The sequence below is a fragment of the Pseudomonas sp. F-14 TE3623 genome (assembly GCF_053629015.1).
Window position 1 is genome coordinate 5,743,776 of the sequence record NZ_JBRJHM010000001.1, and the last position, 12,535, is coordinate 5,756,310.

At 60.2% G+C, this 12,535-nt stretch carries 11 protein-coding genes; 6 read left to right on the forward strand and 5 right to left on the reverse strand.

Annotation, left to right across the window (positions count from 1 at the left end; all coding sequences use genetic code 11):
• Window positions 1–45: 45 nt before the first annotated feature.
• Window positions 46–1,230 carry a thiolase family protein gene (locus AB7M29_RS26625; RefSeq protein WP_052964147.1) on the reverse strand — a complete coding sequence of 395 codons (1,185 nt, stop codon included), beginning with the start codon at window positions 1,228–1,230 and terminating at the stop codon, window positions 46–48.
• 105 nt (window positions 1,231–1,335) lie between these two features.
• The gene (pap, locus tag AB7M29_RS26630; RefSeq protein WP_454248378.1) at window positions 1,336–2,859 is read right to left on the reverse strand and encodes a polyphosphate:AMP phosphotransferase; all 1,524 of its coding nucleotides are present in this window, start codon (window positions 2,857–2,859) and stop codon (window positions 1,336–1,338) included.
• A gap of 225 nt (window positions 2,860–3,084) precedes the next feature.
• Between pap and mnmC the strand changes: the two genes are divergently transcribed.
• The 5 genes from mnmC (at window position 3,085) to AB7M29_RS26655 (ending at window position 10,508) form a co-directional block, all read left to right on the forward strand.
• Window positions 3,085–5,067: a bifunctional tRNA (5-methylaminomethyl-2-thiouridine)(34)-methyltransferase MnmD/FAD-dependent 5-carboxymethylaminomethyl-2-thiouridine(34) oxidoreductase MnmC gene (mnmC, locus tag AB7M29_RS26635; protein ID WP_217854134.1), complete on the forward strand. Its 1,983-nt coding sequence runs from the start codon at window positions 3,085–3,087 to the stop codon at window positions 5,065–5,067.
• 122 nt (window positions 5,068–5,189) lie between these two features.
• Window positions 5,190–6,962 (forward strand): N-acetylglutaminylglutamine amidotransferase, encoded by a 1,773-nt coding sequence (locus tag AB7M29_RS26640; RefSeq protein WP_454248379.1) that lies wholly within the window; start codon window positions 5,190–5,192, stop codon window positions 6,960–6,962.
• Window positions 6,963–6,965: 3 nt separating this feature from the next.
• The gene (gene ngg, locus AB7M29_RS26645) at window positions 6,966–8,714 is read left to right on the forward strand and encodes an N-acetylglutaminylglutamine synthetase (RefSeq protein WP_454248380.1); all 1,749 of its coding nucleotides are present in this window, start codon (window positions 6,966–6,968) and stop codon (window positions 8,712–8,714) included.
• A 167-nt stretch (window positions 8,715–8,881) separates the two neighbouring features.
• A complete protein-coding gene (locus AB7M29_RS26650) occupies window positions 8,882–10,072 on the forward strand; it encodes an osmoprotectant NAGGN system M42 family peptidase (RefSeq protein ID WP_008013602.1) in 1,191 nt (396 codons plus the stop codon).
• A 208-nt stretch (window positions 10,073–10,280) separates the two neighbouring features.
• Window positions 10,281–10,508: a YheU family protein gene (locus tag AB7M29_RS26655; protein WP_003199186.1), complete on the forward strand. Its 228-nt coding sequence runs from the start codon at window positions 10,281–10,283 to the stop codon at window positions 10,506–10,508.
• Between the two features lie 5 nt (window positions 10,509–10,513).
• Here the strand turns inward: AB7M29_RS26655 and csrA are convergent, their stop codons facing one another.
• The 3 genes from csrA to AB7M29_RS26670 all read right to left on the reverse strand — a co-directional run bounded on the left by csrA (window position 10,514) and on the right by AB7M29_RS26670 (window position 12,066).
• Window positions 10,514–10,699: a carbon storage regulator CsrA gene (csrA, locus tag AB7M29_RS26660; protein WP_052964815.1), complete on the reverse strand. Its 186-nt coding sequence runs from the start codon at window positions 10,697–10,699 to the stop codon at window positions 10,514–10,516.
• A gap of 154 nt (window positions 10,700–10,853) precedes the next feature.
• Window positions 10,854–11,186 carry a YnfA family protein gene (locus AB7M29_RS26665; protein ID WP_052964816.1) on the reverse strand — a complete coding sequence of 111 codons (333 nt, stop codon included), beginning with the start codon at window positions 11,184–11,186 and terminating at the stop codon, window positions 10,854–10,856.
• Between the two features lie 64 nt (window positions 11,187–11,250).
• Window positions 11,251–12,066, reverse strand: a complete 816-nt coding sequence (locus tag AB7M29_RS26670) for an SDR family oxidoreductase (RefSeq protein ID WP_454248381.1) — start codon at window positions 12,064–12,066, stop codon at window positions 11,251–11,253.
• 299 nt (window positions 12,067–12,365) lie between these two features.
• On the opposite strand from AB7M29_RS26670, the gene AB7M29_RS26675 reads away from it, so the two are divergent.
• A complete protein-coding gene (locus AB7M29_RS26675) occupies window positions 12,366–12,518 on the forward strand; it encodes a DUF3309 family protein (protein WP_008012020.1) in 153 nt (50 codons plus the stop codon).
• The last annotated feature ends 17 nt before the right edge of the window (window positions 12,519–12,535 follow it).

Below are 12,535 nucleotides of genomic sequence, written 5' to 3' on the forward strand. Positions count from 1 at the left end.
GCTTGCTCGCGAATGCGGTTGATCAGGCAACAAAACACTTAAGGTCTAACGCACCGCCTCAAACAACCCCGTAGCCCCCATCCCGCCCCCCACGCACATGGTGACGATGCCGTAGCGCAGGTTACGCCGCTGCAACTCTCGCACGATGTGCCCGACCTGACGCGAACCGGTCATGCCGAACGGGTGGCCGATGGCAATCGAACCGCCATTGACGTTGTATTTGTCGTTGTCGATTTCCAGCCGATTGCGGCTGTACAGGCATTGCGAGGCAAATGCTTCGTTGAGCTCCCACAGATCAATGTCGGCAACCTGCAACCCCTTGGCCTTGAGCAACTTTGGCACCGAGAACACCGGGCCGATGCCCATCTCGTCCGGCTGACACCCGGCCACGGCAAAACCGCGGAAAAAGGCTTTGGGCTTGAGCCCCAGCGCCAGGGCTTTTTCCAGGCTCATCACCAAGGTCATCGAAGCGCCATCGGACAGTTGCGACGAGTTGCCGGCGGTCACTGAGCCGTCTTCGGCAAACACCGGCTTCAACCCGGCCAGGCTTTGCAGCGTAGTGTCCGGGCGGTTGCAGTCGTCGTGATCGACGATGCCGTCGAGGATCTGCACCTGGCCGGTGACCTTGTCTTCGACGCGATACTTCACCGCCATCGGTACGATTTCATCGTTGAACAATCCGGCGGCCTGCGCCAGGGCGGTACGCTGCTGACTTTGCAGGGCGTACACATCCTGCTCTTGGCGACTGACATCGTAACGACGCGCGACGATCTCGGCGGTCTGGCCCATGGGGAAATAGATGCCCGGCACCTGCTCTTTCAGCAATGGGTTGATCAGGTTGTCGGTGTTGACGCTTTTCATGGTCAGGCTGATCGACTCGACGCCACCGGCGACGATGATGTCGCTGCAGCCCGAAGCGATCTGATTGGCGGCAATGGCGATGGCCTGCAAGCCTGACGAACAGAAGCGGTTAAGGGTCATGCCACCCGTGCCAATACCCAAGTGCGACAGCACCGCGACGTTGCGGCCGATGTTGAAGCCCTGGGCGCCTTCGTTGGAGCCGGCGCCGACGATGCAATCCTCGACGCTGGCCGGGTCGACGTCATTGCGCGTGAGCAGCGCGTTGACACAGTGGGCCGCCATGTCGTCCGGGCGGGTCATGTTGAACTTGCCGCGAAAGGACTTGGCCAGGCCGGTCCGTACGCTGTCGACGATCACCACTTCACGCATGGCATACACCTCATTGTTGTTGTCAGTCAGGAGTTGGACCGAGCATAAGTCCACCCTATGACTGACCGCGACAATCATTCACCCCGCGTATGCGTAGCCATCGGTTCAGCGCTTGCGCTTTTGCAGTTTCTTCTCGCGTTTGTCGGACTTTTCGAAGGCCTCTTCCAGCGCCTGGTTAATGGTGCGCAGGACCTTGACCCGCGCCCAGCGCTTGTCGTTGGCTTCCACCAGAGTCCACGGCGAGATCTCGGTGCTGGTGCGATCGACCATATCGCCGACGGCGGCACGGTAATCGTCCCACTTGTCGCGATTACGCCAGTCGTCTTCAGTGATCTTGAAGCGCTTGAAGGGGATCTCTTTGCGCTCCTGGAAACGCTCCATCTGAGTCTGTTTGTCGATGGCCAGCCAGAACTTGACCACGATCACTCCGGCATCGGCGATCTGCTCTTCAAAGTCGTTGATCTCGCCATAGGCGCGCATCCAGTCCGCCTTGCTGCAAAAGCCTTCAATGCGCTCCACCAGCACCCGGCCATACCAGGAACGATCGAATACAGTGAATTTTCCCCGCGCCGGAATATGCCGCCAGAACCGCCAGAGATACGGCTGCGCCCGTTCATCCTCGGTGGGCGCGGCGATCGGAATGATGTCGTACTGGCGTGGGTCGAGCGCTGCGGCCACCCGACGGATTGCCCCGCCCTTGCCTGCCGCGTCGTTGCCTTCAAATACCGCGATCAACGCGTGCCGACGCATGCGCTTGTCGCGCATCAGCCCGGAAAACCGAGCCTGCTCGGTAATCAGTTGCTCTTCGTAATCATCCTTGTCCAGCTGCAGGGTCAAGTCCAGGCTGTCGAGCAGATTCACTTTATCGACACTGGGGAACAAGGGCGCTGCACTGACTTTGTGCGGGTGAATCCTCGGTCTCTTCAGCGCGCTCTGCAGGCCCTCGAGCAAGATCTTGCCGACCGTCAGGCTCCGATAGCGCGCGTCCACGCCGGCGATCACATGCCACGGCGCATAGTCGCGGCTGGTGCGACGCAGCACCCGTTCGCCGTACTTCACGAACTTGTCGTAGGTCGCGGATTGTTGCCAGTCCAGCGGGCTGATGCGCCAGCTGTGCAGCGGGTCGTCGGCCAGCGCCTTGAGCCGTGCTTTCATTTGTTTTTTGGAGAGGTGAAACCAGAACTTGAAGATCAGCGCGCCTTCGTCGCACAGCATTTTCTCCAACCGCTCGGCCCCGTTGATGCTTTGATCGAGTCGCGGATCCTTGAACAAACCATGAACCCGTCCCTGCAGCATCTGGCTGTACCAGTTGCCGAAGAAAATCCCCATGCGGCCCTTGGCCGGGAGCATCCGCCAATAGCGCCAGGCCGGTGGTCGCGCCAGTTCTTCGTCAGTCTGCTGGTCGAACGTACGCACCTCAATCAGGCGCGGGTCCATCCATTCATTGAGCAACTTGACCGTCTCGCCCTTGCCGGCCCCTTCAATGCCGTTGATCAAAATGATGACCGGAAAGCGGTGTTGCTGACGAAGTTCGAACTGCGCTTCGAGCAAGGCCCCACGCAAGGCCGGCACTTCGGCGTCATAGGTTTCTTTGTCGATGGCATGACCGATTTCGGCGGATTCGAACATAGAGCAGCTCCTTCCAGGATTGAGCAAGACTAGCGGATTGGGCAGGTAGTCATCAGAGAAATTCCCTGAGGAGCTTTTGTGGCGAGGGGGCGTTCCGACAAGCCCCCTCGCCACAAAAGTCTGATGGCAAATTTTCGTTGCCCCATCGTCCTTGCGTCTTGCCATGGATCAAGCGCCGTTGCGGCGATCGGCTAGAATGGCCACCTTGCCGTTGCCGAGCCTGCCATGAAACCTGTATTGCCCCACGCCCAGCTCGACTGGGACGACCAAGGTCGCCCGCGTTCGCGGGTGTTCGATGATGTGTATTTTTCCGACCTGTCGGGCCTTGAAGAAACTCGTTACGTGTTTCTGCAGCAAAACGATTTGCGTGACCGTTTCGCCGCCTTGCCTGTGGAGGGTCGACTGGTGATTGGCGAGACTGGTTTCGGTACCGGGCTGAATTTTCTCTGCGCCTGGCAGTTGTTCGAACAGCACGCGGTGGCCGGTGCGCGGTTGCATTTTGTCAGCGTCGAAAAATACCCGCTGAGCGCACCCGATCTGCAACGGGCCTTGGCCTTATGGCCGGAGCTCAAACCGTTTGCCGATCAATTGCTGGCGCAATACGTAGCGATTCATCAAGGCTTTCAGCGCCTTGTGCTGGACAACGGCCGTGTCACCCTGACCTTGCTGATCGGCGATGCACTTGAGCAGTTGCCGCAACTGGATGCGCAGATCGACGCGTGGTTTCTCGACGGTTTCGCCCCGGCGAAAAACCCCGACATGTGGACCGCCGAATTGTTTGCCGAACTGGCACGCCTGGCAGCACCCGGCTCGACCATCAGCACCTTCACCAGCACCGGCTGGGTGCGCCGCCTATTGAACGCGGCGGGCTTCAAGATGAAGCGCACGCCAGGCATCGGCCATAAATGGGAAATTCTGCGGGGCACGTTCCTCGGTTGGCCTGAAGACGTGGCACTGCCTGCCGCGACAAAACCATGGTTCGCTCGCCCACAACCGCTGACCGGCGAACGTCGCGCCCTGGTGATCGGTGCCGGGCTGGCCGGTTGCGCCAGTGCCGCCAGCCTGGCCGCGCGGGGTTGGCAAGTGAGCCTGCTGGATCGCCACCAAGCACTGGCGCAGGAAGCCTCGGGTAATCCTCAGGGTGTGCTGTACCTAAAGCTTTCGGCCCATGGCACGGCGTTGTCGCAATTGATCGTCAGCGGTTTTGGCTACACCCGACGTCTGCTGGAACAGCTGCAGCGTGGCGTCGACTGGGACGATTGCGGAGTCTTGCAACTGGCCTTCAATGCCAAGGAAGCCGAGCGTCAGGCGCAATTGGTCGCGGCCTTTTCACCGAGCCTGGTGCACCTGCTCGATCAACCCCAGGCCCAGGCCCGAGCCGGCATCGAATTGGCGCACGGCGGCTTGTTCTACCCTGAAGGCGGCTGGGTTCATCCGCCCGCGTTGTGCCAGTGGCAGGCGTCCTCAACGAACATCCAGTGGCTGCCCCATCGCGAGGTGCTGGAACTGCGCAAGGTCGATGATCAATGGCAGGCCTGGGACGGCGATGCACTGTTGGCCAGTGCGCCCGTGGTGATTCTGGCCGGCGCCGCCGAGATCAAGCGCTTTCCACACAGCGCCGACCTGCCCCTCAAACGCATTCGCGGCCAGATCACCCGACTGGCGCAAACTCCTGAAAGCCAGAGCCTGGCGACCGTCGTCTGCGCCGAAGGCTATGTGGCGCCGGCACGCCTGGGCGAACACACACTCGGCGCCAGCTTCGATTTCAAGAGCGATGAACTGACCCCGACCGTCGCCGAGCACCTCGGCAATCTGGCGTTGCTCGAGGAAATCTCCACTGACTTGGTCGCCCGTCTACATGTTTCGGACCTGGACCCGCAGCAGCTTGAAGGTCGTGCGGCATTTCGCTGTACCAGCCCGGATTACCTGCCGATCGTCGGACCGTTGGCCGAACAGGCCGCCTTCGCCGAGGCCTATGCCACGCTAAGCAAAGATGCCCGGCAAGTGCCCGATGTTCCCTGCCCATGGCTCGAGGGGTTTTATGTCAATAGCGGTCACGGTTCTCGCGGTTTGATCACCGCGCCGTTGTCTGGCGAGCTGTTGGCGGCATGGCTTGAAAACGAGCCCCTGCCCTTGCCAAAAACAGTTGCCGAGGCCTGCCATCCCAACCGTTTTGCCTTGCGCCAATTGATCCGCGGAAAAGCCTGACCCACAGCCTTATAACTTATCGGTCTAAAACTCCAGGGATTCACGTGGGTCAGTTTCTGAGTACCCGCCGTTTTTGGCGGGTATCGATTGACCCTCCCCAACGGAAAAACCGGTAAGGACTTATGTGCGGATTAGCTGGAGAATTACGTTTCGACCATCAACCTGCGGACCTCGCAGCCATAGAACGAATCACCCATCACCTGGCCCCTCGCGGCCCTGATGCGTGGGGCTTCCACAGCCAAGGGCCGATTGCCCTGGGCCATCGGCGCCTGAAAATCATGGACCTGTCGGACGGCTCGGCGCAGCCGATGATCGACAACCAACTGGGCCTGTCCCTGGCCTTCAACGGCGCGATCTACAACTTCCCGGAACTGCGCACCGAGCTGGAAAGCCTCGGTTACGCCTTCTATTCCGGCGGCGACACCGAAGTGCTGCTCAAGGGCTATCACGCCTGGGGCGAAGCCCTGTTGCCCAAACTCAACGGCATGTTCGCCTTCGCCATTTGGGAGCGCGACGCCAAGCGTCTGTTCATCGCCCGCGACCGTCTCGGCGTAAAACCCTTGTACCTGTCGCGCACCGGTCAACGCCTGCGCTTTGCCTCGGCCCTGCCGGCCTTGCTCAAGGGCGGCGACATCAACCCGATCCTCGATCCAGTGGCGCTCAATCATTATCTGAATTTCCACGCCGTGGTCCCGGCCCCGCGCACGTTGCTGGCGGGCATCGAAAAGCTGCCCCCGGCGAGCTGGATGCGCATCGACGCAGATGGCACCACCGAGCAGAAAACCTGGTGGACCCTGCCCTACGGCCCACACGCCGACGAGCTGAATCTGACCCTCGAAGACTGGCGCGATCGCGTGCTCGACAGCACCCGTGATGCAGTGGCGATCCGTCAACGGGCGGCGGTGGATGTTGGCGTGCTGCTTTCCGGCGGCGTCGATTCAAGCATGCTGGTCGGTCTGTTGCGTGAAGTCGGCGTTGAAAACCTGTCGACCTTCTCCATCGGTTTCCAGGATGCCGGCGGCGAGCGCGGTGACGAGTTCCAGTATTCGGACCTGATCGCCAAGCACTACGGCACCGAACATCACCAACTGCGCATCGACGAAAAAGAGATCATCGAGCAACTGCCCGCGGCGTTCCGCGCCATGAGCGAGCCGATGGTCAGTCATGACTGCATCGCGTTCTATCTGCTGTCTCGCGAAGTGGCCAAGCACTGCAAGGTGGTGCAAAGCGGCCAAGGCGCGGACGAGTTGTTCGCCGGTTATCACTGGTATCCGCAGGTTGACGGTGCGAGCGATCCGTATGCCGCGTATCGCGATGCGTTTTTCGACCGCAGCTACGCCGACTACGCGGCCACGGTGCAGCCGAAATGGCTGACGGCCAACGACGCGGCCGGCGACTTCGTGAAGGAACACTTCGCCCAGCCCGGTGCCGACGCAGCCGTGGACAAAGCACTGCGTCTGGACAGCACCGTGATGCTGGTGGATGACCCGGTCAAACGCGTCGACAACATGACCATGGCCTGGGGCCTGGAAGCGCGCACGCCGTTTCTCGACTATCGCCTGGTGGAATTGTCGGCACGGGTGCCGGGCAAATTCAAACTGCCGGATGGCGGCAAGCAAGTCTTGAAAGAAGCGGCGCGGCTGGTCATTCCGAGTGAAGTGATCGACCGCAAAAAGGGTTACTTCCCGGTCCCTGGCCTCAAGCATTTGCAGGGCGATACGCTGAACTGGGTGCGTGAACTGCTGCTCGACCCGAGTCAGGATCGTGGTCTGTTCAACCCCGCCATGCTCGACCGCCTGCTGACCGATCCGCAAGGTCAACTGACCCCGTTGCGCGGCTCCAAGCTGTGGCAATTGGCAGCCCTGAACCTGTGGCTCAGTGAACAAGGAATCTGATCGATGAAACCTCACGCCACGGCTTATAGCCAACGCCTGTTGCGCGGTCAGGCGCCCTCTTATGAACGCTTGCAGGCGCGTCTGGCCGAAGACGGCAGTGAATTGGGCGCCGCGCCCATCGCGGTGCATTGCGGCTGGGGCCGGTTGCTGATCGGGCATACCTTTCCCGATGCCGCGAGCCTTGCCCTAGAGCTGCTCAATGAGCAGCCCGGTGAGCGGGACATCGCCTTGTACGTTGCCGCGCCTCAGCAAGTGCTGGGGCTGGAGCCGGCGCAGCTGTTTCTCGACCCGTCCGACACCTTGCGCCTGTGGTTCAGCGATTACCGCCAAGCCACTCGGGTTTTTCGCGGCTTCCGCATCCGTCGGGCGCAAAGCGAAGCGGATTGGCAGGCGGTCAATCAGCTGTATCAGGCGCGCGGCATGCTGCCGATTGATGCGAGTTTGCTGACGCCTCATCACCAGGGCGGCCCGGTTTACTGGCTGGCCGAAGATGAGGACAGCGGCGCGATCATCGGTAGCGTCATGGGCCTGAATCATCACAAGGCCTTCAACGACCCGGAGAACGGCAGCAGCCTTTGGTGCCTGGCGGTCGATCCACAATGTTCCCGCCCAGGCGTCGGTGAAGTGCTGGTGCGGCACTTGATCGAACACTTCATGAGCCGTGGCCTGAGCTACCTGGACCTGTCTGTGCTGCACAACAACCGTCAGGCGAAAAGCCTTTACGCCAAGCTCGGTTTTCGCAACTTGTCGACCTTCGCCATCAAGCGCAAAAACGGCATAAACCAGCCATTGTTTCTCGGCCCAGGCCCGGAAGCCGAGTTCAATCCGTATGCGCGAATCATCGTCGAGGAGGCTCATCGGCGCGGCATTGATGTGCAAGTGGACGACGCCCAGGCCGGCCTGTTTACCTTGATTCACGGCAGTCGCCGGGTGCGTTGCCGCGAATCCTTGAGCGATCTGACCAGCGCCATCAGCATGACGTTGTGCCAGGACAAAAGCCTGACCCACAAGGTGCTGAAAAACGCTGGCCTTAAACTGCCCGCCCAACAACTGGCGGGGAGCGCGGATGACAACCTGGCGTTTCTCGACGAGCACGAACGGGTGGTGGTCAAACCGCTGGACGGTGAACAGGGCCAAGGGGTGGCGGTGGATTTACGCACCATCGAAGAGGTCCAGCAAGCCATCGAAAACGCCCGCACATTCGACAATCGAGTGCTGCTGGAAAGTTTTCACGAAGGCCTCGACTTGCGAGTTCTGGTGATCGGCTTCGAAGTGGTCGCGGCCGCCATTCGCCGGCCGGCGGAAGTGGTGGGCGATGGTCAGCATTCCATTGGTGCGCTGATCGAAGCCCAGAGCCGTCGCCGTCAGGCGGCGACCAGCGGTGAAAGCAAAATCCCGCAGGACCATGAGACCCAGCGCACGTTGCAGGCTGCGGGTTATGACTACAGCAGCATTCTGCCGGCCGGTGAGCATCTGTTCGTACGGCGCACGGCGAATCTTCATACCGGCGGCATTCTTGAAGACGTCACGGCAATTCTGCATCCGACCTTGGTGGATGCGGCGGTGCGCGCGGCGCGGGCGCTGGATATTCCGATGGTCGGGCTCGACCTGATGGTGCCAGCCGCTGATCAGTCGGAGTATGTATTTATCGAAGCCAATGAGCGCGCCGGGCTGGCCAACCATGAACCGCAACCGACGGCCGAGCGGTTTGTGGATTTGTTGTTTCCGCATAGTCAGCCGGCGGCCTCTTAGTGATGTGGTGCCCGGACTGACACCTTCGCGAGCAAGCCCGCTCCCACATTTGACCGCGTTCCCCTGTGGGAGCGGGCTTGCTCGCGAAGGCGGCCTCACAGGCGCTGAACATCTCCAGACCTCCCCTCATCGAAACCATCGATGCTCTCAACCCATCAGGAGTTTCCATGACCAGCAAAATTCCCGAACCGGACCTCAATTACCTGCAAAAAGTCCTGCTGGAAATGCTCGCCATTCCCAGCCCCACCGGGTTCACCGATACCATCGTGCGTTACGTCGCCGAGCGTCTCGAAGAGTTGGGCATTCCCTTTGAGATGACTCGTCGCGGCACCATCCGCGCCACCCTCAAGGGCAAGAAAAACAGCCCGGACCGCGCGGTCTCCGCTCACCTGGACACCATTGGCGCAGCGGTTCGCGCAATCAAGGACAACGGTCGCCTGACCCTGGCGCCGGTCGGTTGCTGGTCCAGCCGTTTTGCCGAAGGCAGCCGCGTCAGTTTGTTCACCGACAACGGCGTGATTCGTGGCAGTGTATTGCCGCTGATGGCTTCCGGGCACGCGTTCAATACTGCCGTGGATGAAATGCCGATCAGCTGGGATCACATCGAGTTGCGCCTGGACGCCTACTGCGCCACCCGCGCCGATTGCGATTCGCTGGGGATCAGTGTCGGCGATTTCGTCGCCTTCGACCCGTTGCCAGAGTTCACCGAAAGCGGCCACATCAGCGCCCGCCACCTCGATGACAAGGCCGGCGTTGCCGCACTGCTGGCGGCGCTGAAAGCGATTGTCGACAGCGGCGAAGAGTTGATGATCGACTGCCATCCGCTGTTCACCATCACCGAAGAAACCGGCAGCGGTGCGGCGGCAGCCTTGCCTTGGGATGTCAGCGAATTCGTCGGTATCGACATCGCGCCGGTCGCGCCCGGCCAGCATTCCAGCGAACACGCGGTGAGTGTGGCAATGCAGGATTCCGGGGGGCCTTATGACTATCACCTGTCGCGCCACCTGCTGCGCCTGGCCAGCGACAACGAACTGCCGGCGCGCCGTGACCTGTTCCGCTATTACTTCAGCGATGCTCACTCAGCCGTCACTGCTGGCCACGACATCCGCACCGCCCTGCTGGCCTTCGGTTGCGATGCCACCCACGGCTATGAACGCACCCACATCGACAGCCTCGCCGCCCTCAGCCGCCTGCTCGGCGCCTACATCCTCAGCCCGCCGGTGTTCGCCAGCGATGCACAACCGGCCAAGGGATCGCTGGACCGGTTCAGTCACCAGATCGAACACGAGACGCAGATGGAAAGCGATACGCGGGTGCCGTCGGTGGATAGTTTGATTGGGCAGCGTTCGGAGGGCTGATTTTTTTCCTTGAGGTATTGGGTGTCTGGTCTATCGTCTTCGCGAGCAAGCCCGCTCCCACAGGTGACCGAGTTCTTTCATAGGAATGTGGTCGAATGTGGGAGCGGGCTTGCTCGCGAAGGCGGCCTGGCAGACAACTGTTCAGACCGGGCTAGCCGCCCCCCTTCATTCGCCGTAGCATCGCGCCATTGTTTAGCCGAGGTGCCTTATGCTGATCCCCCACGACCAACTTGAAGTCGATACGCTGACCCGCCTGATCGAGGATTTCGTGACCCGCGACGGCACGGACAACGGCGATGACACCCCGCTGGAAACCCGCGTCTTGCGTGTTCGTCAGGCATTGACCAAGGGCCAGGCGCTGATTGTCTTCGATCCGGAAAGCGAGCAATGCCAGTTGATGCTCAAGCACGACGTGCCCAAGCATCTGTTCGACTGAGGTTCTTAACGAGCTTTCGCTTTGGCCTGTTTGATCTGGATGCGCTCATAGACTTCGGCGCGATGGACGTTGACCTGCTGCGGCGCTTCAACACCGAAGCGCACGCTGCTTCCGTTAACGGCGAGAACCCGCACGGTGATGTCGTCACCAATGGAAATCAACTCGCCCACAACGCGACTAAGTACAAGCATGGCATTCATCCTTCAGGGTTACCGGCCCTTGAAGATGCCCGGCGCGTAGCGGGTCTTCAATGCAACAGCAGCAAAACAGTCTCGCCCTACGGCGCAGGATGCTTCGCCCTGAAGGACGTATCCGACAAACCGGTTTGAATGAAGGACCGATCCTTCAGGAAACGGAAAAGCGCGGGCCAAACAGGATGACACTCGCCCCGATCACACACAGCGCCACACCAATCCAGTCCGAGCCCAATGGACGAATCCGCTCGACCACCGCCAGCCAGCCGATCGACGCAATGATGTAGATGCCACCGTAGGCGGCATAGGCGCGGCCGGCGTAGCTCGCTTCGACTCGGGTCAGCAACACCGCGAACAAGATCAGGCTGAGCAACGCCGGGATGATCCACCAAGCGCTTTTACCCTGGCGCAACCACATCCAGAAGGCGAAGCAGCCAGCGATTTCGAACAGCGCGGCGAGGAAAAACCACAGGTAATTGATCATGCAGATGTCTCGTGAGGATGGCCGGTTGCGGCCACCCTAACGACGGTATTGCGCACGGGCAAGTTCAGCCTGCGGATTGTTTGGCCTTGGCGCGCATTTTGTCGGCCATTACGGTCATTTCGTTGTAGAGCACTTGCGGGTCTTTTTGCTTGATCGCCCAGGCCATGCGGCCCTGTTCATGAGGCAGAATCAAGAATTCGCCGGCATCGACCTGCTGATAGATGTAATCGGCAATGTCGGCAGCGCTGATGGGCGAACTTTCCAGCAATTTGCCGACCTGGGCTTTCATGGCCGGGGTCGGGCCGCGGAAGGAGTCCAGCAAGTTGGTCTGGAAGAACGACGGGCAGACTACATGCACGCTGACTTCCTCGTGGGCCAGTTCGATCAACAGACTCTCGGACAAAGCCACCACACCCGCCTTGGCCACGTTGTAGTTGCTCATGGCCGGACCTTGCATCAGTGCCGCCATCGAGGCGATGTTGATGATCTTGCCTTTGCTTTTCTCCAGCAGCGGCAGGAAGGCCTTGCAGCCCTTGACCACGCCCATCAGGTTGATCGCGATCTGCCAGTCCCAGTCTTCCAGCGACAATTCACTGAAGAACCCGCCCGAGGCCACGCCCGCGTTGTTGACGATGACGTCGATGCCGCCAAACTTCTCTTCACAGGCTTGGGCGAAAGCCGTCAGCTGGCTGTAGTCGCGCACATCGCAACGCTGGATGAAACCGTCGCCGCCGGCTTCGCGAACCAGTTTCAGGGTTTCTTGCAGGCCGGGTTCACTGACGTCCGACAAGGCCAGCTGCCAGCCTTCACGCGCCCAGCGCAGCGCGATTTCGCGACCCAGGCCTGAGCCCGCGCCAGTGATCATCATGCGATTTTGCATAGCAAACAGCCTTGTTGTTCCGGGGAAGATGCACCGAGTGTAGCGAAGGATAATGCGCGACCCACGCTCCATCAGATTGCTGAATGGCCAGCAATGAACCACGGCGCGGTCCGGTTGTTTCAACTTTGAGACGCAGTAAAAGAAATAAACGTGCTTTCCAAATACATTAAAAAAACCTGGAATTTTTCTTCATATCCATGAGTCGGATTTTGTAAGCAGCTAGGATTAATACAAGTCCAGCTGATGGCTAAAAGCTAAAACGCTAGGTCAACCACAACGCTTCCAACAAGGAAACAGACATGGGCACAATTCTTATCGTTATTCTTATCCTGTTGTTGATAGGTGGCTTGCCGGTCTTCCCGCACTCCAGAAGTTGGGGTTACGGCCCGTCCGGTATCATCGGCGTGGTGTTGGTGGTGCTATTGATCCTGCTGCTACTTGGCAAGATATAAAGTTTTTGCCGGCAAAA

What these genes read in the sequence shown, in the direction of transcription:
- AB7M29_RS26625 (WP_052964147.1), bottom strand. Translation starts at nt 1,230, where the DNA reads ATGCGTGAAGTGGTGATCGTCGACAGCGTACGGACCGGCCTGGCCAAG.
- pap (WP_454248378.1), bottom strand. Translation starts at nt 2,859, where the DNA reads ATGTTCGAATCCGCCGAAATCGGTCATGCCATCGACAAAGAAACCTAT.
- mnmC (WP_217854134.1), top strand. Translation starts at nt 3,085, where the DNA reads ATGAAACCTGTATTGCCCCACGCCCAGCTCGACTGGGACGACCAAGGT.
- AB7M29_RS26640 (WP_454248379.1), top strand. Translation starts at nt 5,190, where the DNA reads ATGTGCGGATTAGCTGGAGAATTACGTTTCGACCATCAACCTGCGGAC.
- ngg (WP_454248380.1), top strand. Translation starts at nt 6,966, where the DNA reads ATGAAACCTCACGCCACGGCTTATAGCCAACGCCTGTTGCGCGGTCAG.
- AB7M29_RS26650 (WP_008013602.1), top strand. Translation starts at nt 8,882, where the DNA reads ATGACCAGCAAAATTCCCGAACCGGACCTCAATTACCTGCAAAAAGTC.
- AB7M29_RS26655 (WP_003199186.1), top strand. Translation starts at nt 10,281, where the DNA reads ATGCTGATCCCCCACGACCAACTTGAAGTCGATACGCTGACCCGCCTG.
- csrA (WP_052964815.1), bottom strand. Translation starts at nt 10,699, where the DNA reads ATGCTTGTACTTAGTCGCGTTGTGGGCGAGTTGATTTCCATTGGTGAC.
- AB7M29_RS26665 (WP_052964816.1), bottom strand. Translation starts at nt 11,186, where the DNA reads ATGATCAATTACCTGTGGTTTTTCCTCGCCGCGCTGTTCGAAATCGCT.
- AB7M29_RS26670 (WP_454248381.1), bottom strand. Translation starts at nt 12,066, where the DNA reads ATGCAAAATCGCATGATGATCACTGGCGCGGGCTCAGGCCTGGGTCGC.
- AB7M29_RS26675 (WP_008012020.1), top strand. Translation starts at nt 12,366, where the DNA reads ATGGGCACAATTCTTATCGTTATTCTTATCCTGTTGTTGATAGGTGGC.